24 protein-coding genes are annotated in these 25,712 nt (G+C 54.7%); 10 read left to right on the plus strand and 14 right to left on the minus strand.

Translation table 11 applies throughout. The features are described 5' to 3' along the window. The first annotated feature begins 174 nt into the window (after nt 1-174). The gene (gene tsgA, locus ACLHV8_RS20570) at nt 175-1,359 is read left to right on the plus strand and encodes an MFS transporter TsgA (RefSeq protein ID WP_108091114.1); all 1,185 of its coding nucleotides are present in this window, start codon (nt 175-177) and stop codon (nt 1,357-1,359) included. Nucleotides 1,360-1,376: 17 nt separating this feature from the next. Here the strand turns inward: tsgA and ACLHV8_RS20575 are convergent, their stop codons facing one another. Further along, nucleotides 1,377-2,678 (minus strand): cytosine deaminase, encoded by a 1,302-nt coding sequence (locus ACLHV8_RS20575; protein WP_049007356.1) that lies wholly within the window; start codon nt 2,676-2,678, stop codon nt 1,377-1,379. Nucleotides 2,679-2,917: 239 nt separating this feature from the next. On the opposite strand from ACLHV8_RS20575, the gene nirB reads away from it, so the two are divergent. The 4 genes from nirB (at nt 2,918) to ACLHV8_RS20595 (ending at nt 7,580) form a co-directional block, all read left to right on the plus strand. Beyond that, nucleotides 2,918-5,461, plus strand: coding sequence for a nitrite reductase large subunit NirB (gene nirB / locus ACLHV8_RS20580; protein WP_129324608.1), 2,544 nt, complete (start codon nt 2,918-2,920; stop codon nt 5,459-5,461). Then, the gene (gene nirD, locus ACLHV8_RS20585; RefSeq protein WP_028018009.1) at nt 5,458-5,784 is read left to right on the plus strand and encodes a nitrite reductase small subunit NirD; all 327 of its coding nucleotides are present in this window, start codon (nt 5,458-5,460) and stop codon (nt 5,782-5,784) included. The genes nirB and nirD overlap by 4 nt, the downstream gene beginning before the upstream one ends. 109 nt (nt 5,785-5,893) lie before the next feature. Continuing rightward, nucleotides 5,894-7,267, plus strand: coding sequence for a siroheme synthase CysG (gene cysG / locus ACLHV8_RS20590; protein ID WP_129324607.1), 1,374 nt, complete (start codon nt 5,894-5,896; stop codon nt 7,265-7,267). A 142-nt stretch (nt 7,268-7,409) separates the two neighbouring features. After that, nucleotides 7,410-7,580, plus strand: a complete 171-nt coding sequence (locus ACLHV8_RS20595; protein ID WP_028018011.1) for a YhfL family protein — start codon at nt 7,410-7,412, stop codon at nt 7,578-7,580. Nucleotides 7,581-7,723: 143 nt separating this feature from the next. Here ACLHV8_RS20595 and trpS read toward each other — a convergent pair whose 3' ends face one another. The 12 genes from trpS to ACLHV8_RS20655 form a co-directional block, all read right to left on the minus strand. Next, nucleotides 7,724-8,728, minus strand: a complete 1,005-nt coding sequence (gene trpS / locus ACLHV8_RS20600; RefSeq protein ID WP_028018012.1) for a tryptophan--tRNA ligase — start codon at nt 8,726-8,728, stop codon at nt 7,724-7,726. Next, nucleotides 8,721-9,482: a phosphoglycolate phosphatase gene (gene gph / locus ACLHV8_RS20605; protein ID WP_049007360.1), complete on the minus strand. Its 762-nt coding sequence runs from the start codon at nt 9,480-9,482 to the stop codon at nt 8,721-8,723. The genes trpS and gph overlap by 8 nt, the downstream gene beginning before the upstream one ends. Further along, a complete protein-coding gene (gene rpe / locus ACLHV8_RS20610) occupies nt 9,475-10,152 on the minus strand; it encodes a ribulose-phosphate 3-epimerase (RefSeq protein ID WP_208594546.1) in 678 nt (225 codons plus the stop codon). The genes gph and rpe overlap by 8 nt, the downstream gene beginning before the upstream one ends. A 41-nt stretch (nt 10,153-10,193) precedes the next feature. Further along, nucleotides 10,194-11,006, minus strand: a complete 813-nt coding sequence (gene dam / locus ACLHV8_RS20615) for an adenine-specific DNA-methyltransferase (RefSeq protein WP_028018014.1) — start codon at nt 11,004-11,006, stop codon at nt 10,194-10,196. 67 nt (nt 11,007-11,073) lie between these two features. Next, a complete protein-coding gene (damX, locus tag ACLHV8_RS20620) occupies nt 11,074-12,381 on the minus strand; it encodes a cell division protein DamX (RefSeq protein ID WP_049007362.1) in 1,308 nt (435 codons plus the stop codon). 92 nt (nt 12,382-12,473) lie between these two features. After that, nucleotides 12,474-13,562: a 3-dehydroquinate synthase gene (gene aroB, locus ACLHV8_RS20625; protein WP_028018016.1), complete on the minus strand. Its 1,089-nt coding sequence runs from the start codon at nt 13,560-13,562 to the stop codon at nt 12,474-12,476. A 57-nt stretch (nt 13,563-13,619) separates the two neighbouring features. Continuing rightward, the gene (gene aroK, locus ACLHV8_RS20630; RefSeq protein ID WP_003861630.1) at nt 13,620-14,141 is read right to left on the minus strand and encodes a shikimate kinase AroK; all 522 of its coding nucleotides are present in this window, start codon (nt 14,139-14,141) and stop codon (nt 13,620-13,622) included. A gap of 286 nt (nt 14,142-14,427) precedes the next feature. Then, on the minus strand, nt 14,428-15,651 hold the full coding sequence (gene hofQ / locus ACLHV8_RS20635; protein WP_410377051.1) for a DNA uptake porin HofQ: 1,224 nt from the start codon (nt 15,649-15,651) through the stop codon (nt 14,428-14,430). Then, nucleotides 15,578-15,982 carry a HofP DNA utilization family protein gene (locus tag ACLHV8_RS20640; protein ID WP_049007364.1) on the minus strand — a complete coding sequence of 135 codons (405 nt, stop codon included), beginning with the start codon at nt 15,980-15,982 and terminating at the stop codon, nt 15,578-15,580. Before ACLHV8_RS20640 ends, hofQ begins: the two co-directional genes overlap by 74 nt. Then, entirely contained in the window at nt 15,972-16,433 is a 462-nt protein-coding gene (locus ACLHV8_RS20645; protein ID WP_208594544.1) for a HofO, read from the minus strand. Before ACLHV8_RS20645 ends, ACLHV8_RS20640 begins: the two co-directional genes overlap by 11 nt. Before the next feature lie 3 nt (nt 16,434-16,436). After that, on the minus strand, nt 16,437-16,931 hold the full coding sequence (locus ACLHV8_RS20650) for a PilN domain-containing protein (protein WP_128348355.1): 495 nt from the start codon (nt 16,929-16,931) through the stop codon (nt 16,437-16,439). After that, the gene (locus ACLHV8_RS20655; RefSeq protein WP_208594543.1) at nt 16,928-17,704 is read right to left on the minus strand and encodes a DNA utilization protein HofM; all 777 of its coding nucleotides are present in this window, start codon (nt 17,702-17,704) and stop codon (nt 16,928-16,930) included. Before ACLHV8_RS20655 ends, ACLHV8_RS20650 begins: the two co-directional genes overlap by 4 nt. A gap of 120 nt (nt 17,705-17,824) precedes the next feature. On the opposite strand from ACLHV8_RS20655, the gene mrcA reads away from it, so the two are divergent. Beyond that, complete coding sequence (mrcA, locus tag ACLHV8_RS20660) at nt 17,825-20,377, plus strand: peptidoglycan glycosyltransferase/peptidoglycan DD-transpeptidase MrcA (RefSeq protein WP_164881346.1); 2,553 nt, start codon at nt 17,825-17,827, stop codon at nt 20,375-20,377. A gap of 88 nt (nt 20,378-20,465) precedes the next feature. Here mrcA and nudE read toward each other — a convergent pair whose 3' ends face one another. Next, complete coding sequence (nudE, locus tag ACLHV8_RS20665) at nt 20,466-21,026, minus strand: ADP compounds hydrolase NudE (protein WP_008503041.1); 561 nt, start codon at nt 21,024-21,026, stop codon at nt 20,466-20,468. Between the two features lie 325 nt (nt 21,027-21,351). Between nudE and ACLHV8_RS20670 the strand changes: the two genes are divergently transcribed. The 4 genes from ACLHV8_RS20670 (at nt 21,352) to hslO (ending at nt 25,537) form a co-directional block, all read left to right on the plus strand. Then, nucleotides 21,352-23,487 (plus strand): intracellular growth attenuator family protein, encoded by a 2,136-nt coding sequence (locus ACLHV8_RS20670; RefSeq protein ID WP_208594542.1) that lies wholly within the window; start codon nt 21,352-21,354, stop codon nt 23,485-23,487. 66 nt (nt 23,488-23,553) lie between these two features. Next, nucleotides 23,554-24,237 carry a GMP/IMP nucleotidase gene (gene yrfG, locus ACLHV8_RS20675; protein ID WP_208594541.1) on the plus strand — a complete coding sequence of 228 codons (684 nt, stop codon included), beginning with the start codon at nt 23,554-23,556 and terminating at the stop codon, nt 24,235-24,237. Next, entirely contained in the window at nt 24,234-24,635 is a 402-nt protein-coding gene (gene hslR, locus ACLHV8_RS20680) for a ribosome-associated heat shock protein Hsp15 (RefSeq protein ID WP_023333710.1), read from the plus strand. Before yrfG ends, hslR begins: the two co-directional genes overlap by 4 nt. A 23-nt stretch (nt 24,636-24,658) precedes the next feature. Beyond that, nucleotides 24,659-25,537, plus strand: a complete 879-nt coding sequence (gene hslO / locus ACLHV8_RS20685) for an Hsp33 family molecular chaperone HslO (protein WP_023309492.1) — start codon at nt 24,659-24,661, stop codon at nt 25,535-25,537. Nucleotides 25,538-25,712 lie beyond the last annotated feature (175 nt).

The following is a 25,712-nucleotide window of genomic DNA, read 5'->3' on the forward strand; positions in this document are numbered from 1 at the left end:
GTTGTAACCACGCAAACGGTTGGCTTTAGCGCCATATTTTGTGATCGCTATCACACAAAATAATGCAATGAAGTTCTAATTTCTCTTAAAAGATATGAATGGATCACTTTAATGTCTAAAATCTGCCCGCTCTCAGCGCCCTCTGGGCGCTTTTCTTTTTTGAACAGGCCAGACATGACTAACAGCAATCGCATCAAGCTCACATGGATCAGCTTCTTCTCCTACGCCCTGACCGGCGCGTTGGTGATCGTCACCGGGATGGTGATGGGGAATATCGCAGACTACTTCCAGCTGCCCGTATCCAGCATGAGTAACACTTTCACCTTCCTCAACGCGGGGATCCTGATTTCTATCTTCCTGAATGCCTGGCTGATGGAAATTGTTCCGCTGAAAACGCAGCTGCGTTTTGGCTTTGTGCTGATGGTCGCCGCCGTGGCGGGTCTGATGTTGAGCCACAGCATCGCCCTGTTCTCCGCCGCCATGTTTGTGCTCGGTCTGGTCAGCGGGATCACCATGTCGATCGGTACGTTCCTCATTACCCACATGTATGAAGGCCGTCAGCGCGGCGCGCGTCTGCTGTTTACTGACTCCTTCTTCAGCATGGCCGGGATGATTTTCCCGATGGTTGCCGCCGTTCTGCTGGCACGCAGCATTGAGTGGTACTGGGTCTATGCCTGCATCGGGCTGGTCTACGTGGCGATCTTTATTCTGACCTTCGGCTGTGAATTCCCGGTGCTGGGTAAAAAAGCGCAGACCACGGCAGAACCTGTCGCGAAAGAGAAATGGGGTATCGGCGTGCTGTTCCTCTCTATTGCCGCCCTGTGCTACATCCTGGGTCAGCTGGGCTTTATCTCCTGGGTACCGGAATACGCTAAAGGTCTGGGCATGAGCCTGAACGATGCGGGCAAACTGGTGAGCGATTTCTGGATGTCTTACATGTTCGGCATGTGGGCGTTTAGCTTCATCCTGCGCTTCTTCGACCTGCAGCGCATTCTGACCGTGCTGGCAGGCATGGCAACCGTGCTGATGTACCTGTTCATTAACGGGTCGCCGGAACATATGCCGTGGTTCATCCTGACCCTGGGCTTCTTCTCCAGCGCGATTTACACATCAATCATCACGCTGGGCTCGCTGCAGACGAAAGTGGCCTCGCCAAAACTGGTGAACTTCGTGCTGACCTGCGGCACCATCGGCACCATGCTGACCTTCGTCGTCACGGGCCCGATTGTAGCGCACAGCGGTCCTCTGGCAGCGCTGCACACCGCGAACGGTCTGTATGCCGTGGTGTTTATCATGTGCCTCGTCCTGGGCTTCGTGACCCGCCACCGCCAGCATAACGTGGCGGCAGCTTCTCACTAATCGCCTTGCCCCTTTGCTTAATCAGAGGGGCTGTTTCTGGCAAAGCTCACCTCTTCCCCACCGCTGTCCATCTGGATCCACGTCTGCGCCAGCTGCGTGGTGGCAATAATCCGCCCCTGACGAATCGACCAGCGCACCGGCACCTGGCAGCGCACCGCTTCAAATCCGCTCTCTGCCGGCAGGATTATCAGGTTTGCCGGGTTCCCCGTTGCGATACCGTAATCACTCAGACCAAAGGTTCTGGCACTGTTGTGTGTAATCAAGTTCAGCCCGCTGTCGATTTGCGGATAGCCCATCATCTGGCAAACATGCAGTCCCATATGCAGCACCTGCAGCATGTTGCCGGTGCCGAGCGGGTACCACGGGTCAAACACATCATCATGGCCGAAGCAGACGTTGATGCCCGCTTCCTGCAGCTCCTTCACCCTGGTGATGCCGCGACGCTTCGGATAGTCGTCAAAGCGTCCCTGCAGATGAATGTTCACCAGCGGATTCGCCACAAAGTTAATGCCCGACATCTTCAGCAGTCGGAACAGCCGCGAGGTGTATGCACCGTTGTAAGAGTGCATAGCGGTGGTATGGCTGGCCGTTACCTGCGCACCAATACCGGCCTCATACGCCAGCGTGGCGACCGTCTCCACAAAGCGGGACTGCTCGTCGTCGATTTCATCACAGTGGATATCCAGCGGGCGGTCATATTTCTTCGCCAGCTCGAAGGCGATATGCAGAGACTGCACGCCATATTCCCGGGTGAATTCGAAGTGCGGGATCGCCCCCACCACGTCAGCCCCCAGTTTTAACGCCTCTTCCAGCAGCGCCGCGCCGTTCGGGTACGAAAGAATACCTTCCTGCGGGAACGCGACAATTTGCAGCGTCACCCACGGGGCAACCTCCTGTTTCACCTCCAGCATCGCCTTAAGAGCAGTAAGCGTCGGGTCGGAGACATCTACATGGGTGCGGACAAACTGAATGCCGTTGGCAATTTGCCACTTCAGCGTTTTCCAGGCACGCGCTTTGACATCGTCATGACTGAGCAACGCCTTACGCTCCGCCCAGCGCTCAATCCCTTCAAACAGCGTGCCGGACTGGTTCCAGTTCGGCTCACCTGCCGTCTGGGTGGTATCAAGATGAATATGCGGCTCAATAAACGGCGGGATCGCCAGCCCTCCACGGGCATTTAAGACTTCATAACTTTCGGCGTGGGTATCGTCCATTGGGGTAATGTCACCAAATCGCCCGTTCTCAATGGCGAGTTGCCACAGCCCTTCCCGACCCGGTAAACGAACATTCTGAACAAGCCATAACGGTGTTGTAGACATACCTTTCCCCTAAAAAACGCAGCTGATATTCAGGCGTACCGATTTTTCAACGATCGTCCCTGAGTTGTACACAAATTCAACGACAACGAAAAGCCTTCGATTTCCGCCACTTATAAAAACCCTGACAAATCAGTCGCATACCACCTAAGGAGTAGGCGAAGACGTATTTGATTTGCATCAATAATCGCCATAGCTGAATCGTTAAGGTAGGCAGTAATAGAAAAGAAATCGAGGCAATAATGAGCAAAGTCAGACTCGCTATCATCGGTAACGGCATGGTCGGCCACCGCTTTATTGAGGATCTTCTCGATAAAGCTGACGCTGCCCAGTTCGACATTACCGTGTTCTGTGAAGAACCCCGCAAGGCGTACGACCGTGTGCACCTGTCTTCCTACTTCTCACATCATACCGCTGAAGAGCTCTCTCTGGTGCGTGAGGGTTTCTACGAGAAGCATGGCGTAAAAGTACTGGTGGGAGAACGCGCTATCACCATCAACCGCCAGGAAAAAGTGATCCACTCCAGCGCCGGACGCACGGTTTTTTACGACAAGCTGATCATGGCGACGGGCTCCTATCCGTGGATCCCGCCAATCAAAGGCTCGGAAACCCAGGATTGCTTCGTCTACCGTACCATTGAAGACCTCAAAGCCATTGAAAACTGTGCACGTCGTAGCAAACGCGGTGCAGTAGTTGGTGGCGGCCTGCTGGGTCTGGAAGCCGCAGGCGCACTGAAAAACCTCGGCGTTGAAACTCACGTCATCGAATTTGCCCCGATGCTGATGGCCGAGCAGCTGGACCACATGGGTGGTGACCAGTTACGTCGTAAAATCGAAAGCATGGGCGTGAAGGTTCACACCAGCAAAAACACCAAAGAGATCGTCCAGGAAGGCACTGAAGCGCGCAAAACCATGCGTTTTGCCGACGGCAGCGAGCTTGAAGTGGACTTTATCGTCTTCTCCACCGGGATACGTCCGCGCGACAAGCTGGCTAACCAGTGTGGACTGGCCGTTGCTCAGCGCGGCGGTATCATGATTAACGATACCTGCCAGACCTCTGACCCGGACATCTACGCAATTGGCGAGTGCGCCAGCTGGAACAACCGCGTGTACGGGCTGGTCGCCCCCGGCTACAAAATGGCGCAGGTTGCCGTTGACCATATCCTTGGAACGGAGAACGCCTTCGAAGGCGCAGACATGAGCGCCAAGCTGAAGCTGCTGGGCGTAGACGTTGGCGGTATTGGCGATGCGCACGGTCGTACCCCGAACTCGCGCAGCTACGTCTACCTCGACGAAAGCAAAGAGGTCTACAAACGACTCATCGTCAGCCAGGATAATAAAACTCTACTCGGCGCGGTGCTGGTAGGCGACACCAGCGATTATGGCAACCTGCTGCAACTGGTGCTGAATGCCATCGAGCTGCCGGAAAACCCGGACGCCCTGATTCTGCCTGCTCATGCCTCCAGCGGCAAGCCGTCTATCGGTGTCGATAAACTGCCGGACAGCGCGCAGATTTGCTCCTGCTTCGACGTCACCAAAGGCATGTTGATTTCCGCTATCAACAAAGGTTGCCACACCGTGGCGGCACTGAAAGCGGAAACCAAAGCCGGTACCGGCTGCGGCGGTTGTATTCCACTGGTCACCCAGGTGCTGAACGCCGAACTGGCGAAACAGGGCATCGAAGTGAACAACAACCTGTGCGAACACTTCTCTTACTCTCGCCAGGAGCTTTACCATCTGATCCGCGTGGAGGGCATCAAATCCTTCGACGAACTGCTCGCAAAACACGGCCAGGGTTATGGCTGCGAAGTGTGTAAACCGACCGTCGGTTCTCTGCTGGCCTCCTGCTGGAATGAGTACGTTCTCAAACCAGAACATACGCCGCTTCAGGACACCAACGACAACTTCCTGGCAAACATCCAGAAAGACGGGACCTATTCCGTTATCCCACGCTCTGCCGGTGGTGAAATCACCCCGGAAGGGCTGGTCGCCGTAGGTCGCATCGCACGTGAATTTAACCTGTACACCAAAATCACCGGTTCCCAGCGTATCGGCCTGTTTGGTGCGCAGAAAGACGATCTGCCGGAAATCTGGCGTCAGCTGATTGAAGCGGGCTTCGAAACCGGTCATGCGTATGCCAAAGCGCTGCGTATGGCCAAAACCTGCGTGGGTAGCACCTGGTGCCGCTACGGCGTGGGCGACAGCGTGGGCTTCGGCGTGGAGTTGGAAAATCGCTACAAAGGCATCCGCACGCCGCACAAAATGAAGTTCGGCGTCTCCGGCTGTACTCGTGAATGCGCAGAAGCACAGGGTAAAGACGTGGGTATTATCGCTACCGAGAAAGGCTGGAACCTGTACGTATGCGGCAACGGCGGGATGAAACCCCGTCACGCAGACCTGCTGGCAGCGGATCTCGACCACGATACGCTGATTCAGTATCTCGACCGCTTCATGATGTTCTACATCCGTACCGCCGACAAGCTGACCCGTACCGCTTCCTGGCTGGACAACCTGGAAGGCGGCATCGACTACCTGAAGTCAGTCATCATCGACGACAAACTGGGCCTAAACGAACAGCTTGAAGCCGAGATGGCTCGCCTGCGCGACGCGGTGATTTGCGAATGGACTGAAACCGTGAACACCCCGGCGGCACAGACGCGCTTCAAACACTTTATCAACAGCACCCAGCGCGACCCGAACGTGCAGGTTGTGGCAGAGCGCGAACAACATCGTCCGGCGACGCCTTATGAACGTATTCCGGTGACTCTGGTGGAGGAAAACGCATGAGCCAGTGGGTAAACATCTGCAATATTAACGACATCCTGCCTGCCACCGGCGTTTGCGCGCTGCTGGGTAAAGAGCAGGTCGCGATTTTCCGTCCTCGCCATGATGAACAGGTTTTTGCCATCAGCAATATCGATCCGTTCTTCGAGGCCAGCGTGCTGTCCCGCGGGTTGATTGCGGAGCATCAGGGCGAGCTGTGGGTCGCAAGCCCGTTGAAAAAGCAGCGTTTCCGCTTAAGCGATGGCTATTGCATGGAAGATGAGAGCCGCTCTGTGAAGCACTACGACGCCCGCGTGAAGGACGGCATGGTGCAGCTGAAAGGCTAACCTCCGCCCTTTTAGGGATAACGGCAGGAAATTCGTATGTTCCTTACGATCCCTGCTGTTATCCTGACGTCAATTCTTACCCCTTCCATAAATGCTACGAGGTAACGTCGTGGATCACCTGCCGATTTTTTGTCAATTACGCAACCGCGACTGCCTGCTCGTGGGCGGCGGCGATGTGGCCGAACGCAAAGCGCGCCTGCTGTTAGAAGCGGGTGCCCGTTTGACCGTCAACGCCCTCGACTTTGCCCCACAGTTTGAGGTCTGGGCCCAGGCAGGAATGCTCACGCTGCAGCAGGGTGAGTTTAATGAATCCCTGCTGGATACCTGCTGGCTGACGATTGCCGCAACGGACGACGATGAAGTGAACCAACGCGTGAGCGATGCCTGTGAGGTACGCCGTATCTTCTGCAACGTGGTGGATGCGCCGAAAGAAGCCAGCTTCATCATGCCGTCGATTATCGACCGTTCCCCGCTGATGATTGCGGTGTCGTCCGGTGGCCGCTCCCCGGTACTTGCTCGCCTGCTGCGGGAAAAACTGGAGGCTGTGCTGCCACAGCATCTTGGTCAGATTGCGCATTATGCCGGGCAGCTGCGTTCACGCGTGAAGCAAACCTTCGCAACCGTAGCTGAGCGACGTCGGTTCTGGGAAAAATTCTTTGTCAACGACAGGCTGGCGCAGTCGCTGGCGAATCAGGACACGAAAGCCGTTGAAGAGACGACCGAACAGTTGCTGGCCGAACCGCTTGATCACCGCGGTGAAGTGGTGCTGGTGGGTGCAGGGCCGGGAGATGCAGGCTTGCTGACGCTGAAAGGCCTCCAGCAGCTCCAGCAGGCCGATACTGTGGTTTACGATCGCCTGGTCTCCGATGACATCATGAACCTGGTTCGCCGCGACGCCGACCGTGTTTTCGTAGGCAAACGCGCGGGCTACCATTGCGTGCCGCAGGAAGAGATTAACCAGATCCTGCTGCGCGAGGCGCAAAAGGGAAAACGCGTGGTGCGTCTGAAAGGTGGTGATCCGTTTATCTTTGGCCGTGGCGGCGAAGAGCTGGAAACCCTGTGTGACGCGGGTATTCCGTTCTCTGTCGTGCCCGGCATTACGGCGGCATCCGGTTGCTCAGCCTACTCAGGCATTCCGCTGACACACCGGGACTACGCTCAGAGCGTGCGTCTGGTGACGGGCCACCTGAAAACCGGCAGCGAGCTGGACTGGCATAACCTGGCCGCAGAAAAACAGACGCTGGTGTTCTATATGGGGCTGAACCAGGCCGCTACAATTCAGGCGAAACTGCTTGAGCACGGCATGGATGCAGATATGCCTGTCGCACTGGTGGAAAACGGTACCGCCATTACGCAGCGCGTGGTAAATGGCGTGCTGACGCAGCTTGGTGAACTGGCGCAACAGGTTGAAAGCCCGGCGCTGATTGTAGTGGGTCGCGTGGTGGAACTGCGCGGTAAACTCAACTGGTTCTCCAACCACTAACGCATATTATTCCTTCCCTGAGTAGTCTTTAAGCGGACTACTCCCCTCTTACTGCTGTCGATAACATACCGCCCCGAAGTGGAACTTTCCCCTTTATTCCCTTGAGTTACATCTCATTTTCGTTTTCAGACAAGGAATGCGTATGTTTAAACTGGCAAAAGCCGCCGTTCTGGTCGGCCTGTTATCGACTCTGACGGCTTGCACCGGTCGTGTAGAAAACACGAAAAATAACTGCAGCTACGATTATCTGCTGCACCCGGCGATCTCCATTTCGAAGATCATCGGTGGTTGCGGCCCGGCGGCACAGCAGTAAGCGTTTTTCAGGCGTAAAAAAACCGGGAATTTCCCGGTTTTTTATTTAGGGAAGTGCGGCCTGATGCCCTCACCCTGGCCCTCTCCCACGGGGAGAGGGAACAAACCCTAAAAACGGTAACGTGGTTACCGTTTTGCTTTTACTTAAGGCTTACCCACAAACCCAATCGCTTCATACACCGCTTTCAGGGTTTCAGATGCGCGCGCACTGGCTTTTTCCGCGCCGTCTTTCATCACCTTCTGCAGGAAAGCTTCGTCATTACGATAGCGGTTATAGCGCTCCTGCAGCTCAGTCAGCATGCCAGAAACGGCATCCGCCACTTCACCTTTCAGGTGGCCGTACATCTTGCCTTCAAAATGCTGTTCCAGCTCAGGAATGCTCTGACCAGTAACCCCGGAGAGAATATCCAGCAGGTTGGACACGCCCGCTTTGTTCTGCACGTCGTAGCGCACGACAGGCGGCTCGTCGGAATCAGTTACCGCACGCTTAAGCTTTTTCACGACCGATTTCGGATCTTCCAGCAGGCCGATAACGTTGTTGCGGTTATCGTCAGACTTGGACATCTTTTTGGTCGGTTCCAGCAGTGACATCACGCGTGCACCGGATTTCGGAATGAATGGCTCTGGTACCTTGAACACATCGCCATAAATCGCATTAAAGCGCTGGGCAATATCACGGCTCAGCTCCAGGTGCTGCTTCTGGTCTTCACCAACAGGAACCTGGTTAGTCTGATACAGCAGGATGTCTGCAGCCATCAGTACCGGATAGTCAAACAGACCGGCGTTGATGTTTTCAGAATAGCGTGCAGATTTATCCTTGAACTGAGTCATGCGGCTCAGCTCACCGAAGTAGGTGTAGCAGTTCAGCGCCCAGCCCAGCTGTGCGTGCTCTGGCACGTGAGACTGAACGAAAATGGTGCTCTTCTCAGGATCGATGCCGCAGGCCAGATACAGCGCCAGGGTGTCCAGCGTGGCTTTACGCAGTTTCTCAGGATCCTGACGCGCGGTAATCGCATGAAGATCGACGATGCAATAAATGCAATGGTAATCATCCTGCATGCTGACCCACTGACGTAACGCACCCATGTAGTTACCAATGGTCAATTCACCTGAAGGCTGTGCGCCACTAAAAACGATGGGCTTAGTCATTATTCAATTCCTGATGTTCACTGTGTGAAAGCCCGAGTGCGGGCAACAAATCTTTGAAGTGGTCGAACACGACGTCCGGCTCACTTAGCGTGATGGCCTCACCGTAGTTGTAGCCGTAGGTTAACCCGACGGAAGGACACCCAGCCGCCCGGGCAGCCAGAATATCATTGCGTGAATCACCAACAAAGAGCAGCTCCGCAGGCGTTAAGGATAATTTTCCTGCCACCAGCAGAAGCGGTTCCGGATGCGGCTTTTTGTTTTGCACGTCATCACCGCCGACAATGACAGTGAAATACTTCGCGATATCCAGCGCTTCAAGCAGAGGTGCAACAAACGGCGTTGGCTTGTTGGTTACCAGCCCCAGCGGGATGCCTTTCGCATGCAGTGTGCTCAGGGTTTCCTGGACGTCCGGGAACAGGAAACTCCCTTCCTCGACGGTCTCTTCATAGAAACGATCGAACAGTTTGCGCAGAATACGCAGTTGCTCGTCCTTCGGGATGTCGGCATGATCGACGCTCGGTTTACCCTGCGCCGAACGCTGCGACGCACGCTCCTGGCGAGCCCACGTCAACGCACGCTCCATCAGCACGTCAGCGCCGTTGCCGATCCACGTTACCACACGCTCTTCACCCGCAACGGGGAGTTCAAGCGCATACAGCGCCTGATCAACGGCGCTTGTTAAGCCCGGCGCGCTGTCGACCAGCGTGCCGTCGAGGTCGAATGCCACACCCCGAATTGTCTGCAATTTATCCATGACTTACCTTTGCCAGTTCACGGCGCATTTCATCAATGACTTTTTTGTAATCCGGTTGGTCGAAAATTGCCGAACCTGCAACGAACATATCCGCGCCCGCTGCCGCAATTTCACCAATGTTATTCACTTTCACACCGCCATCCACTTCCAGACGAATGTCGTAGCCTGATTCATCAATACGACGACGCACTTCACGCAGCTTATCCAGCGTGTGAGGAATGAACGACTGGCCGCCAAAGCCTGGGTTAACGGACATCAGCAAAATTACGTCCAGCTTATCCATCACATAATCAAGATAGCTCAGCGGCGTTGCCGGGTTAAACACCAGACCCGCCTTACAGCCGTTCTCTTTGATCAGCTGCAGCGTGCGATCCACATGTTCAGAGGCTTCCGGGTGGAAGGTGATGATGCTGGCTCCCGCTGCGGCAAAATCCGGCACGATGCGGTCAACCGGTTTCACCATCAGGTGTACGTCGATCGGGGCGGTAATGCCATAGTTACGCAGCGCCTTAAGCACCATCGGACCGATGGTCAGGTTAGGAACGTAGTGGTTATCCATCACGTCGAAATGGACGACATCCGCGCCTGCCACCAGTGCGTTGGCAGTGTCTTCACCCAGGCGGGCAAAATCGGCCGACAGAATTGAGGGAGCAATCAAAAACTGTTTCATCCGCTTCTCCTTGAAATGTGTTTACCGGCGGGCAAAACGGCTCAGGGGCGATAAAGAGCCAGGAGTTCGTCCACCTTTTTACGTGTGCCGCCGTTGCTGCTGATGCTACGCCGCACCTTAACCTGAAAATGCTTCGCGGCTTTGTACCATTCGCGCGTATCAGGGGTATCGTGATTCGAAATTAACACCGGAATTCTTTTGCTGACCAGCTTTTCCGCCATCTCAGCCAGGCGCGCCTGCTCGGCAGGGCTGAAGCTGTTGGTGTGATAGGCAGTGAAATTCGCCGTCGCAGACAGCGGCGCGTAAGGGGGGTCACAGTAAACCACCGAGTTTACGCCTGCCAGTTCCATACACTCTTCATAGGAGAGGCAGTGAAACTCAGCATTCTGTGCTTTTTCAGCAAAGTGATACAGCTCGTCCTGTGGGAAATACGGCCGCTTATAGCGTCCAAAAGGCACGTTAAATTCACCACGAAGATTATACCGACACAGGCCGTTGTAGCCATGTCGGTTAAGATAGAGGAACAACAACGCCCGGCGGAACGAATCCTCACTCTGATTGAACTCCGCGCGGAACTGGTAGTAAATGTCCGGGTTATTGTTCTCAGGCGTAAACAGTTTACGCGCCTCTGCGACATACTCATCGGTACGCAGTTTGACGATGTTATAGAGGCTGATAAGGTCGCTGTTGATATCCGCCAGGATATAACGAGAAAAATCGGTGTTCAGGAACACCGATCCCGCGCCCACGAAGGGCTCGATAAGACACTCACCTTTCGGCAGGTGCTTTTTAATATCATCGAGCAGGGGGTATTTCCCCCCTGCCCATTTCAGAAAAGCGCGATTTTTTTTCATGCTGACTAACTGATTACACCTTCTCCGGCTGTGGAGAAAGCTCCGACAGCATCCTGCGCTTTAAACATTACTTCAGATCGGCCTGAACCTGATGAATCGGCTTCGCCCACGGGTTTTTCGCCTGAACATCAGCAGGCAACGTCGCTACGGCACGCTTCGCTTCATCTTTAGACGTATAAACGCCGCTGACCAACACATACCACGGCTGGCCGTTACGGGTCGTCTGATAAACCACGTAGTTTTTCAGATTGGATTTCTTCGCCCAACTGTTGAGGTTGTCATAGTTAGACGAACTGCTCAGCTGCAGCGTGTAGTTGCTGGAAGGTGCAGCTTTAAGCGAACCTACGTTACCTGCTGTTTTGCCTGCTGCAGCGCTGGAGGCTGTTGCAGATGCCGCAGGTGCAGCAGTCGTCGTCGGTGCTGTCGTGCTCGCCGTGGCTTTCGGTGCAGTCTGTGTAACTGGCGCTTTTGCTGGCTCGCTCACCGCAGCCGTTTCAGTATGTTTCGGCTGCGCCGGAACAGCTTTCACTTCAGGCGCTTTCACCACTGCCTGAGGTTTAGTTTCGCGTTTAGGTTCAATCACCGCCTGCTTACGTTCAGGACGTGTTGCAGTCTGCGTCTGGCGCGGCTTGGTTTCGGTCGCAGCAGTTTGCTGCTGAGCGTTACCACCGCGAACCGGGGCAACGGTTGCAGGTTCAGTTGGCAGCGTAGAGTTAACCACGGCGTTATCCATCTGCTGCTGGTTTTGCGGCTGCGTCAGTGCATTATTCAGGTCTCCCTGAACTTCTACACGCTGCTGACCTTCAGGCGTAACAGGTGCCTGGCTCTGAGCTGGGTTTGAGGAAACGGGCGGCAGAGAAACATCCTGTGGTGCTGGTGCTGTGGTGTTTCCTGCGGTCTGCTCTGCAGGGGTAGTACCCGGTGCAGGCTGCGCGCCATTTGCCTGATTAGCCGCATCGTTACCGGAGAGGTTGATGCTCTTCTCAGCGGAAGCGGTTTGCTCGGTTGAGTTCGTTGATGGTGCTTTAAGTGCAGAACCAATGCCGACAATCAGCAGCACAAGTACCAACACGCCAAGCCCCATCATAAGATACTGGCGGGAAGCCGGTTTTGGTGCAGCGGCTTTCTTACGTTTACGCGGGCGACGCTCTACAGGCTCTTCGTCCATTGAATCTTCTTCGGACTCATAATCCTCTTCTGCTCGCTCATCGTGCGCGTTGCGGCTGCGCGAGGGGCGACGATCGTCTGCATCCAGATCAACATCGTCAAAGTTGATCTGCGGCTCGTTATCACGTTCTGAAGATTGACGAGAACGACCAGTACGACGATCGCTGGGATCGGGTTTCAGCTCGTCTTCTGGTTTGAATTCATCCATTTAACACCCCACTCAAAGGCTTATGCCAACGACTTTGCATTTCACCTGAAGCTAAACGACCACCTGCAACAGTGGCCTGACCTTTCTAGTTGTTACGCCTGCTGACAATCAGCGATAGCGCCAAGAACGACATCGTGCGGCACTCCGCCGCGCACTTCACTCTTCCCTATTGCAAGCGGGAGTACAAGACGCATCTCACCTGCCAATACTTTTTTATCGCGCATCATGTGGGGTAAATACGCTTGTGCCGACATCTCTTGCGGCCCGGTCACCGGCAAGCCTGCACGCTCAAGCAGCGCGATGATGCGCGCCGTTTCATCCGGTTTAAACTGCCCCAGACGTTCAGAGGTGCGAGCAGCCATCACCATTCCGGCAGCAACCGCTTCACCGTGAAGCCAGTTACCGTAACCCATTTCGGCTTCAATCGCGTGACCAAACGTATGCCCAAGATTCAGTAAAGCACGTAAGCCCGTTTCACGCTCGTCTGCTGCGACAACTTCCGCTTTCAGCTCACAACAACGACGGATGCAATATGCCAGTTTGGCCTCATCCAGGCGCAGCAACGCATCCATATTCTCTTCAAGCCAGTCAAAGAACTCGCCATCCAGAATAATGCCGTATTTGATCACTTCCGCAAGACCCGAAGCCAGCTCGCGCTTCGGCAGCGTTTTCAGACAGTCGAGATCCACCACCACCGATGCGGGCTGGTAGAATGCGCCAATCATGTTTTTGCCAAGCGGATGGTTGACCGCAGTTTTGCCGCCAACAGAAGAGTCGACCTGAGACAGCAACGTAGTCGGAATCTGAATAAAACGGACACCACGTTGATAGCTTGCAGCCGCAAAGCCGGTGAGATCGCCCACAACACCGCCGCCCAGGGCAAGCAATGTTGTATCGCGACCATGCGGTTTTTGCAGCAATGCGGTAAAGACGGTATCCAGTACCGTCAGACTTTTATACTGCTCGCCATCGGGCAGAATGACACTGTCGACTTTTACGCCCGCCTGCTCTAGCAGGTGGCGTACACGGTCAAGATAAAGCGGAGCCAGCGTCTCGTTGGTGACCAGCATCGCCTGATCACCCGCTTTCAGTGGTAAAAAGGAAGCTGGGTCGTTAAACAAACCAGCCGCGATGGTGATAGGGTAACTACGTTCCCCGAGAGTAACTGTAATCCTCTCCATGACGCGACATCCACCTTTAATGCTTTTACCCGCAGGCGAGTGTATATAAAGCCAGAATCAGTTGCTTTCCAGCATATGAATAATCTGGTTTGCAACCACTTTAGCGCTCTGATCGTCAGTACGAATGGTCACATCAGCAATCTCTTCGTACAGCGGATTGCGTTCATCGGCCAACGCTTCCAGAACTTCGCGTGGTGGCGTTTCAACCTGCAGCAGCGGGCGCTTTTTATCACGCTGCGTACGTGCCAGCTGTTTCTCGATGGTCGTTTCAAGATAGACCACTACGCCACGGGCGGAGAGACGGTTGCGGGTTTCGCGAGATTTTACAGAGCCGCCGCCTGTTGCCAGCACAATGCCCTGTTTTTCCGTGAGTTCGTTGATCACTTTTTCTTCTCGGTCACGGAAACCTTCTTCGCCTTCTACGTCGAAAACCCAGCCCACATCAGCTCCGGTTCGTTTCTCAATCTCTTGATCAGAATCGTAAAATTCCATATTGAGTTGTTGAGCTAACTGACGCCCAATAGTGCTTTTGCCGGCACCCATAGGCCCAACCAGAAAGATATTGCGTTTCTCTGCCATTTTATCGGTACTACTAAGACTATTCGTTAATGGTAATCCCCGCTTCGCAGACACCCAGCGTAGCAGGACATGAACTGAAACCTCATATGCAATAGAGCGAGAGTCAGACTAAAAATTATCTCAATACTCCGGCTTGTTTGGCAACTGATTAAATCACCGCGCCGGGCGCATAAGGTAATAAGACGTAAGTCCAACTCAAATCGGTACTCCTTGTATGCTAATTCATGCCCCACGTCAAACATCTGCAACAAACTGAATGCAAAATCATTGCGGGGATCGTTACCCGTCAGTGAATACCGACCAGACGTGGTGTAATAAACACCACTAACTCACGCCGTTCGTTGTCTTTTCCATCATGACGAAAAAGCTGCCCAATCCAGGGGATGCGACCCAATCCCGGCACGCTATCGCTGCCGGTTTTGTTCTTCTGCGAAAAAATTCCACCCAGCGCCAGTGTTTCTCCGCTTTTTACCTCCACCTGCGTTTCGATCTCCTGTTTGTCGATCGCCAGCGTTTCACCGTCAGCCTGCTGCAGCACCTGCCCCGGCATATTTTCACTGATGTGTAATTTCAGACGCACGCGTCCCCCCGGCAATACCACGGGCGTCACCTCCATCCCTAATACCGCCTCTTTAAACTCAACGGAGGTCGCCCCGCTTTCACCGCTTGAAACCTGATACGGGATCTCACTCCCCTGTTTGATGCTGGCCGGTTGCATGTGCGAGGCCAGCAGTCGCGGGCTGGCGATGATATCAACCTGCTGTTTTTGCTCCAGTGCTGACAACTCCAGATCCAGCAGCCGACCATTAATTCGCCCGATATTAAAACCCACGTGGCTGGTGGCGCTGGCTACGGAAAGATCGCTGCCAAGAGTGGTGAACTGACCAACTTTGCCCGCGTCGGTGGCGTCGGCGAGATTCCACTTCACCCCTAGCTCACGCAGGCTTTTTTCATTGATGGTCACAATATGCGCCGCAAGCTCTACCTGCTCGACGGGAATATCCATCTGAGCGGCCCAGCGCTGCAGCGTATCCACCACCGTCTTATTATCCCGAACCAACAGGCGGTTAGTGCGCTTGTCGAGTGATAAACTTCCCTTTGGGCTCAGGAGTTTTTCGGCTGCTTTTTGTAGCTCCCCGGCATCGGAGTAAGAAAATGAGAGACTTTGTGAGACCAGCGGGGCATCCAGCTGCCGACGCGTCCGCTCCTGCTCTGAACGCTCCCGCTGTTCGCGCTGCCAGGCCGCAGTATGGACATAAAAAATGCCACCCTCCTCCCGTATAACAAGTCCGGCGCTGGTGACCACCGTCTGTAGCGCTTGTCGCCAGGGGATGCGCGTCAGGTTAAGTGAAAGCGAGCCGCTAACATCCGGTGATACCACCAGATTACGGTTCTCCTGCGCGACCAGTGCCTGTAGCACCTGAACCACAGGAACATCATCCACCACCAGCGTGACGGGTTTTGGTACGGTGGCCCACAGCGGTTGGCAGAACGCCAGCAGCAACAGCATTATCCTTAAGTTCATTTTTAATCGTTCCTTCTCGTTGCCACGTCCATTGTCCAGGTTCACATGTGTCACCCACATCAACAACCAGTGCTGACTCATTGATGGCTTTTACCTGCCAGCCCACCGGGAAGCGCTGATGCGTTTTCAGGCGATACCAGCGCTTTTGCCCATCCTGTAAGATGCCAACCGTTTCATGACCCGCCACCATACCGCGGTAGTGCCACTGCAACAGTTGACCACGACTGCAAGGATCGTCCGGCGGGCGAAACGGATCGCGCATACCGGTCAATGTCAGCACCGAACAAACCAGCAAGCAACGCACACTATTTCGCATGATCTGACTCCAGCTCCAGCCGCAGGCGTAACAACGCATCCTGTGGCGCAATAGCGAAAGCCGCGACCTGCACATCCCGCTGTGCCAGCAGGGAAAAAATGGTCGGGATCGCCGGCCATTCAGCATCCAGCGTCAGTTCTCCTCCCCTTTGCGACGGCTTCCAGTGAACCAATTTCATACCGTCCCCCTGAAAATCGAGCGGTGAAAAGGGCTGCATCTCCTGCACTTTCGGAGAGGCTGGGCTAAAAGGTATCTTACTGGCTGCGGGCCATAGCGATGCATTAGCCCGCGCATCCTGCATCAATTGCCGCTGGAGCTCAGCACACAGCCTGTCTACTGGGTGGAGCAACATGCTCCATGCGGCCAGCCCGGCAAAGAGAATACTCAGACACCAGCAAAGCACCCGATGCCATGGACGGTTTTCACACCAGCGTTCCAACAGGGTGTCCACACGTTACCTCTCACTTTTCAGATTAAATGTGAACATCCAGTGTCCCTGGCTATCCTGGCGGATCTCCCCTGCGGGTCCTGTCGTGAACCCGTCGAGTTGTCCAGGTACGTCACGCAGCGCAGAAAGAGCTGGCAGGGTAGTGGCATACCCGATAAGCATCAGAGCAGGAGGCTGGTAACGCAGTTCAGTCAGCCAGACCTGCGGCGGCATGACGCTGGCAAGTGATTCCAGCACCGGTTGCCATGCGTGTCGTTGACGTTTCAGTGCAGGCATCGGCACCTCTGTGGTCAGCGTCTGGCGAGACATAAGCGTGTGACGCACGGACTGCATTCCCGCCAGTTCAGCTCGCAGAGCGTGCAGCCTCACCAGGTGGTTTATCCTCAGGCAGAAAATGACCATCAGCATCACCAGCCATGCGCCGACGAACATCGCGCCCCAGAAACGCAGACAACGCGCCCGCCGTTGCTGTCGCCACGGTATAAAGTTCGTCATGTTCACTCAGGGACCTCGCTCATGGCCAACGCCAGCGCGACGGTGTAATCAGCACCGCATTCCGGTAGCGGGGCATGGCAGCGCTCCAGGGTTTCCCATGGGTCACGTCGGCTATCAAACAGCGCGATATCGCCCGGACTCAGAGCCAGCAGCGCCGCCAGTTCCGTCACGTTTGCAGCTTCTGTGGTAAAGCGGCGTCCCCACTGATGACGCATAGCCCAAAGCCACTGATGTTCATCTCGCCAGGCGACGCAATACGCCGGGGCAACTGCGGGAAGAAGGTTCGCCAGTGCGCTGGCATCCGGGGTAATCGTAACCAGCCGCAAACGTAGCGTTTTCGCCAGCGCCAGGAGAGTTTCAACCTCTTTGTTTTGTGCGGCGGTAACATGAAATGTGTTGCTGAACGTGTCCTGCACGTAATCGAAACAGAGCGTTTCTGCTGGTATCTCCAGTTCGCGCGAGAGTGCCGCGCCCAGCCATGAAAGTTGCTCGCTGTCGCGCAGCGCAATGCCCGGGCGGGGAAGTGAGCGTTGCAGGGTGCGTGCTGCCGGGAAAGAGAGGAACACACGGTGGTGGTGCGGCAACGTCTTCCGCCAGTCGCGCAACGCGTCAACCAGCTGTTCTGGCTGGCATATTTTACCTTCCCGAATGACGCCTTCGGTCAGAGGGATTACCCACCAGCGACGCAAGCACCAGCCAGTTCTCTCCCGGGCCAATGCGACGATGAGCACCCTATCCTGTTGAATATGAACGCCCGTTTGCCATGTTTTGAAAGCCATGCTTCACGATCTCCTTATCGCCCGTCACCGTGACGGCTATATCAATGAATCAGGCTTGCCTTTATACTACCGCGCGATTGTTTAGAAACTGCCCAAGTGAAACCAAATGGGAAATCTCCGGTGAAGTTCGTAAAGTATTTATTCATCCTTGCAGTCTGTTGCATTCTGCTGGGAGCAGGCTCGATTTACGGTTTGTACAAATATATTGAGCCACAGCTACCTGATGTCGCCACGCTTCGCGATGTACGACTCCAGATCCCGATGCAAGTCTATAGCGCCGATGGCGAGTTGATGGCGCAGTATGGCGAGAAGCGCCGTATTCCGCTGACCTTAAACCAAATTCCACCTGTTATGGTGAAAGCCTTTATCGCCACTGAGGACAGCCGTTTTTACGAGCACCATGGTGTCGATCCGGTGGGAATTTTCCGTGCCGCAAGCATTGCGTTGTTCTCCGGTCATGCCTCTCAGGGGGCGAGTACCATTACGCAACAGCTGGCACGTAACTTCTTCCTCAGTCCGGAAAAGACGCTGATCCGTAAGATCAAAGAGGTCTTCCTTGCGATCCGTATCGAGCAGCTGTTGAGCAAAGACGAGATCCTTGAGCTGTACCTCAATAAAATCTATTTGGGCTACCGCGCCTATGGTGTAGGGGCTGCCGCACAGGTGTACTTCGGTAAACCAGTTGAGCAACTCACCTTAAGCGAAATGGCAACCATCGCGGGTCTGCCGAAAGCGCCTTCTACGTTTAACCCGCTCTACTCGCTCGATCGCGCCACCGCGCGTCGTAACGTCGTTCTGTCCCGTATGTTGAGTGAAGGCTATATCAGCCAGAGCGAGTACGACCAGGCGCGTAATGATGTCATTGATGCCAACTATCACGCCCCTGAGATCGCCTTCTCTGCCCCCTATCTGACCGAAATGGTTCGCCAGGAAATGGTGAATCGTTATGGTGATAAGGCCTACGAAGATGGTTATCGCGTTTACACTACTGTTACCCGCAAGGTTCAGCAGGCAGCACAGGAAGCGGTGCGTAATAACGTGATGGATTACGATATGCGTCACGGCTATCGCGGCCCGTCAAACGTGCTCTGGAAAGTGGGCGAAAGCGCGTGGGACAGCAAAAAAATCACCGGTACGCTGAAAGCGCTGCCAACCTATGGTCCGCTCCTTCCTGCCGTGGTCACTCAAGCCGATCCTCAGGAAGCCGTTGCGACGCTCGCGGACGGCACCTCAGTCTCCCTGCGTATGGATGGCATCCGTTGGGCGCGTCCGTACCGTTCAGATACCCTGCAAGGTGCAACGCCGCGTAAAGTGACCGATGCGGTACAAACCGGACAGCAAATCTGGGTGCGCAAGGTAGGTGAGGCCTGGTGGCTGGCGCAAGTTCCGGACGTTAACTCGGCTCTGGTCTCCATTAATCCTCAGAACGGAGCTGTAATGGCCCTGGTCGGTGGGTTCGATTTTAACCAGAGCAAATTTAACCGTGCTACCCAGGCACTGCGTCAGGTCGGTTCCAATATCAAGCCGTTCCTCTACACTGCCGCGATGGATAAGGGCCTGACCCTTGCCAGCATCCTTAACGACGTTCCCATCTCTCGCTGGGATGCCGGTGCCGGTTCCGACTGGCAGCCGAAGAACTCTCCGGCGGAATATGCCGGCCCTATTCGTCTTCGTCAGGGTCTGGGACAATCGAAAAACGTGGTAATGGTGCGTGCCATGCGCGCCATGGGCGTCGACTATGCTGCCGAGTATCTGCAACGCTTCGGTTTCCCGGCGCAGAACATCGTTCGCACCGAATCGCTGGCGTTAGGCTCAGCCTCCTTTACGCCGCTTCAGGTTGCACGCGGATACTCGGTAATGGCCAACGGTGGCTTCCTGATTGATCCGTATTTCATCAGTAAAATCGAGAACGATCAGGGCGGCGTACTGTTTGAAGCGAAGCCGAAAATTGCCTGTCCTGACTGCGATATTCCGGTCATTTACGGCAATACGCCGAAATCTGACGTGCTTGAGAACAAGGACATGGAAGACGTTGCCGTGTCTCAGGAGCAGCAGAACGGCGTAGTACCGCAGCCACAACTGGAACAGGCGAACCAGGCGCTGGTGGCGCAGACAGGTGCACAGGAGTATGCCCCGCATGTGATCAACACGCCGCTGTCGTTCCTGATCAAAAGCGCGCTGAATACTAACATCTTCGGTGAACCAGGCTGGCAAGGTACCGGCTGGCGTGCAGGACGTGATTTGCAGCGTCATGACATCGGCGGTAAGACAGGGACAACCAACAGCTCGAAAGATGCGTGGTTCTCCGGCTACGGGCCGGGTGTGGTGACCTCAGTCTGGATCGGTTTCGACGATCATCGTCGCGACTTAGGCCGTACAACGGCATCTGGTGCGATTAAAGATCAGATTTCCGGCTATGAAGGCGGTGCGAAAAGTGCGCAACCTGCCTGGGATGCCTATATGAAATCTGTTCTGGAAGGTGTTCCAGAGCAGCCGCTGACGCCACCGCCAGGCGTGGTGACAGTCAATATCGACCGCAGTACGGGCCAGCTCGCCAACGGCGGGAATAGTCGCGAAGAGTATTTCATCGAGGGCACGCAGCCAACCACACAGGCGGTGCATGAGGTGGGTACAGAGATTATTGATAACGGCGAAACGCACGAGCTGTTCTGACAACAAAGCAAAACGGCAACCTCTGGTTGCCGTTTTGGTGTTTGCTCCCTCTCCCGTGGGAGAGGGTTGGGGTGAGGGCATCAGGCCACTACAGTCGCCCCTGCCCCTTCAACCACTCCCGTACCAGGAACAGTGCACTCACATTACGCGCTTCGTTAAAGTCCGGGTCTTCCAGCAAATCCATCAGGTGTGCTAACGGCCAGCGAACCTGCGGCAGCGGCTCCGGCTCGTCTCCTTCCAGCGATTCTGGATAGAGATCTTCGGCTACCACAATATTCATTTTGCTGGAAAAATAAGAGGGTGCCATACTCAGTTTTTTCAGGAACGACAGCTCATTCGCGCCAAACCCCACCTCTTCTTTCAGCTCGCGGTTTGCCGCTTCAAAGACGGTTTCACCCGGGTCGATAAGCCCTTTCGAGAACCCAAGCTCGTAAGACTCCGTTCCCACAGCGTATTCGCGGATCAAAATCAGATGATCGTCGACAATCGGCACAATCATCACCGCTTCGCGCGACGAGGGGCGCATACGCTCATAAACGCGACGCACACCGTTGCTGAACTCCAGGTCCACGCTTTCGACATTAAACAGGCGCGATTTTGCGACAGTTTCAACATTCAGAATGGTGGGTTTTTGTAGTGGTTTGCTCATCTTGATGGGTCTTAGCAGTGAGAACGGGCTTTATTGTGCGATATGCCGCACGGTTTCGGCAATGTCAATCGTTCTTTATTTACATTTATGCAACGTAATAAAGATCAATCCTCAATTCAAAACAAATGTCAAGAGGTTGAAATGTTTCCAGGAATTTGCTGATATCGCGCCATCACAGGCTTTGCTATCATCATCGGTCACTGGGATGCGCTTCAGAATGCTCAAGTTCGACTCCATACTTGCCGATAGCCAACCACAGACTCTCATTCAATATTAAAGGTGCTACAGACTACACCTGTAAGAAGATAAGTAAGATGGGGAAAGCATGAGCACCATTTTGATTGTTCTCGCTGCTATGCTGGCCGGCGCATTGTTTGCAGGATGGGTATACAGGCGTCGCATACAACGCCGTTACCGGTTGCCTTTTTTAAATGCGTTCGCTGGCGCAACGACGCGTAAACTCACGCAGGACGAACGCGATGCAGTTGAAAACTATCTCGAAACGCTGAACCGTTCTCAGTTAACCCCTGGGCCGACGGGAGCTACTGCTGCGCCAGTCTCACTTAAGCTTAATGCGCAAAGTGATACCGTGCTGTGCCTGACACGCTCCATCACGCGCTATGGCATCACCACCGATGATCCCAACAAATGGCGCTATTACCTTGATTCTGTCGAAGTGCATCTGCCCCCATCCTGGGAGCAATACATTACTGACGAAAACAGCGTTGAACTGATCCACACCGATTCATTACCTCTGGTCATCTCGCTTAACGGTCACACGCTAAGTGAATACCTTCAGGAAGCACCGCGCTTTGCGCTGGAGCGTGCAAGTTCAACCCAGGCTTCCATCCGTGGCGAAGAGTCAGAGCAGATCGAGCTGCTGAATATCCGCCAGGAGACGCATGAAGAATATGCCCTGAGCCGCCCGGATGGCATTCGTGAAGCCATCCTGATCGTTGCCGCTTTCCTGCTCTTTTTCTGCTGTCTGCTGACGCCGGATGTGTTTGTGCCCTGGCTGGCTGGCGGAGCGGTGTTACTGTTGGCTGCCGGGCTTTGGGGGCTTTTTGCCCCACCAGCAAAAACCTCGTTGCGTGAGATACACTGCCTGCGCGGTACGCCGAAGCGCTGGGGTCTGTTTGGTGAAAACGATCAGGAGCATCTCAACAATATCTCACTCGGCATTATCGACCTTATCTACCCGCGCCACTGGCAACCATGGATTGCGCAGGATTTAGGACAGAAAACCGATATTGATATCTACCTTGACCGCCACGTTGTGCGTCAGGGCCGATTTTTATCTCTGCATGATGAAGTGAAAAATTTCCCGCTCCAGCACTGGTTACGTAGCACGGTTATTGCCGGAGGCGCCGCGCTGGTCTTTGTCATGCTGCTGTTTTTCGTGCCGCTGGATATGCCCATCAAATTCACCCTTTCGTGGATCAAAGGGGCGCAAACCATCGAAGCGACCAGCGTCAACAAACTGGATGAAGCCGGTGTGCGCGTAGGAGACACGCTGCGCCTGAAGGGAACCGGGATGTGTAATATTCATACCCCAGGGGCGTGGAATACGCGCCAGAACTCACCGTTCATGCCGTTCGATTGCTCGCAAATCATCTGGAACGACGCGCCGCCGCTGCCGTTGCCGGAATCCGAAGTGGTGAATAAAGCTACCGCCCTCACTCAGACGGTCAACCGCCAGTTACATCCGAAGCCGGATGATGATTCGCGCGTCAGCCCTGCGCTGCGCTCAGCCATTCAGAAATCAGGCATGGTTCTGCTGGATGATTTTGGCGACATCGTTCTAAAAACGAAGGATTTATGCTCCTCGCAGGACGAGTGTGTGCGTCTCAAAAACGCCCTGGTAAACCTGGGGAACAGTAAAGACTGGGACGCGCTGGTGAAACGTGCCGAAGCGGGTCGGCTGGATGGCGTCAACGTGCTGCTGCGTCCGGTTAGCGCGGAATCGCTGGACAACCTGGTGGCCACTTCGACGGCACCGTTCATGATGCGCGAAACCACACGTGCGGCTCAGGCGCTGAACAGCCCGGCACCGGGTGGCTTTGTCATTGTCAGTGATGAAGGCAGCGACCTGGTCGATCAACCTTATCCGCAGGTTGCGCTTTATGATTACCCGGCACAAGAGCAGTGGAGCCAATTTCAGCGCCTGGCGCAGATGCTGATGCAAACGCCGTTCAGTGCCGAAGGGATCGTCACGAGTATTTATACTGATGCCAACGGTACCCGTCATATCGTTCTGCACCAGATGCCGGATAGCGCAGGTTTGTGGCGCTACATTGGTACCTCGCTGCTGATGCTAGCCATGCTGTTCTCCATCTTCTGGAACGGTTTTATGGCCCTGCGTCGCTACCAGCGTTCACGCACCCGGCTGGCTGACATCCAGCAATATTACGAAAATTGCCTCAATCCTAAGCTGCTCCCCTCCTCTGAGAGCCTGATCTGATAACGTCCTTGCGCGACAAGATGTGCTACCCTGTCGCGCACGTTTCTTCTGGCTGGAGTACCCCTTATGCATCTTGATATCGCCTGGCAGGAGGTTGATACCGTTCTGCTGGATATGGACGGCACACTGCTCGATCTCGCCTTTGATAACTATTTCTGGCAAAAGCTGGTTCCGGAAACCTATGGCGAACAGCAGGGGATCTCCCCGGCAGAAGCGCAGGCATTCATTCGTTCGCAATATAGCGCGGTGCAGCATACGCTAAACTGGTACTGTCTTGACTACTGGAGCGAACGCCTCGGTCTGGATATTTGTGCCATGACTACCGCTCAGGGTCCACGCGCCGTGCTGCGTGAAGATACTGTACCTTTTCTGGATGCGCTGAAAGCCAGCGGCAAGCGCCGTATTTTGCTGACCAATGCGCATCCTCATAATCTGGCGGTAAAGCTGGAACATACGGGTCTGGCTTCACACCTTGATTTATTACTTTCTACCCACACATTTGGTTATCCGAAAGAGGATCAGCGGTTGTGGCACGCGGTGAAGGAAGAGACAGGTTTGCAGCCTGAACGTACGCTGTTTATTGACGACAGCGAGCCCATTCTGGATTCCGCAGCCACCTTTGGCATTCGCTATTGTCTGGGGGTTACGAATCCTGACTCTGGCATGGCTGAAAAAAGCTATCTGCGCCATCCGGGGTTGAACGACTACCGCCAGATGATCCCCTCACTCACCGTGAAGGAGACGCCATGAAAGAAAAACCCTCTGATGGGGTAAGACTGGATAAATGGCTGTGGGCAGCGCGTTTTTATAAAACACGCGCCCTTGCCCGCGAGATGGTTGACGGCGGAAAAGTGCATTACAACGGCCAGCGCAGCAAACCGAGCAAGCTGGTTGAGTTGAATGCCACCCTGACGCTGCGTCAGGGCAACGATGAACGAACGGTGGTGATTAAAGCCATTACCGAACAACGACGGCCCGCAACCGAAGCCGTACTGCTTTATGAAGAGACGGCTGAAAGCATTGAAAAGCGTGAGAAAACCGCACTGGCGCGCAAAATGAACGCGCTGACTATGCCACACCCGGACCGGCGGCCGGATAAAAAAGAGCGCCGCGATCTGATGAAATTTAAACACGGTGAGACTGAGTAATCTCACCCGCACGAGAGACTAAAATGGCCCAACACGACCAATTACACCGCTATCTGTTTGAACAATTCGCCGTGCGCGGCGAGCTGGTCACCGTATCCGAAACCTGGAAACAGATTCTGGAAAACCACAACTACCCGCTGCCGGTGAAGACCCTGTTGGGCGAACTACTGGTTGCCACCAGCTTGCTGACGGCAACGCTGAAATTCGCGGGTGATATCACCGTGCAATTGCAGGGTGATGGCCCGATGACGCTGGCGGTGATCAACGGTAATAACCAGCAGCAGATGCGCGGCGTGGCACGCGTTCAGGGCGATGTACCTGAAAATGCAGATCTGAAAACGCTGGTGGGTAATGGCTACCTGGTGATCACCATCTCCCCTGAGGAAGGTGAACGCTATCAGGGCGTGGTCGGTCTGGAAGGCGATACGCTGGCGGCCTGCCTGGAAGATTACTTCATGCGTTCTGAACAGCTGCCAACCCGCCTGTTCATTCGCACCGGTGAAGTGGACGGCCAGCCTGCTGCGGGCGGTATGCTGCTGCAGGTTCTGCCGGCTCAGGACGCGCAGACCAATGATTTTGAACACCTGGCGACGCTGACTGAAACCATCAAAGCGGAAGAGCTGTTCAACCTGTCGGCGACCGACGTGCTGTGGCGTCTGTATCACGAAGAAGAAGTGACCGTTTACGACCCGCAGTCAGTGGAGTTTAAGTGCACCTGTTCACGTGAACGTTGTGCCGGCGCACTGAAGACGCTGCCGGATGAAGAGATCGACAGCATCATGGCGGAAGATGGCGAAATTGATATGCACTGTGACTACTGCGGTACGCACTATGTGTTCAATTCGATGGATATTGCTGAGATCCGCAATAACGCCTCCCCGGCAGACCCACAGGTTCACTAATACTTTTCCCCTCTCCCCTTTGGGGGAGGGGTAAAATCCCCGCCCATGCTGAATCGTTTTCATAATGTAACTCTTACGTAATTTTCTTACGTGTATGCGATTACATTCACATTCCTTCCGATAATATCACCAGCCTTTAACCTTTTCGGAACATTTTCCCCAACCAAAAAGCGAT

It is taken from the genome of Enterobacter sp. CPE_E863, assembly GCF_046521465.1.
In the GTDB taxonomy this organism is placed as follows: Bacteria; Pseudomonadota; Gammaproteobacteria; order Enterobacterales; family Enterobacteriaceae; genus Enterobacter; species Enterobacter adelaidei.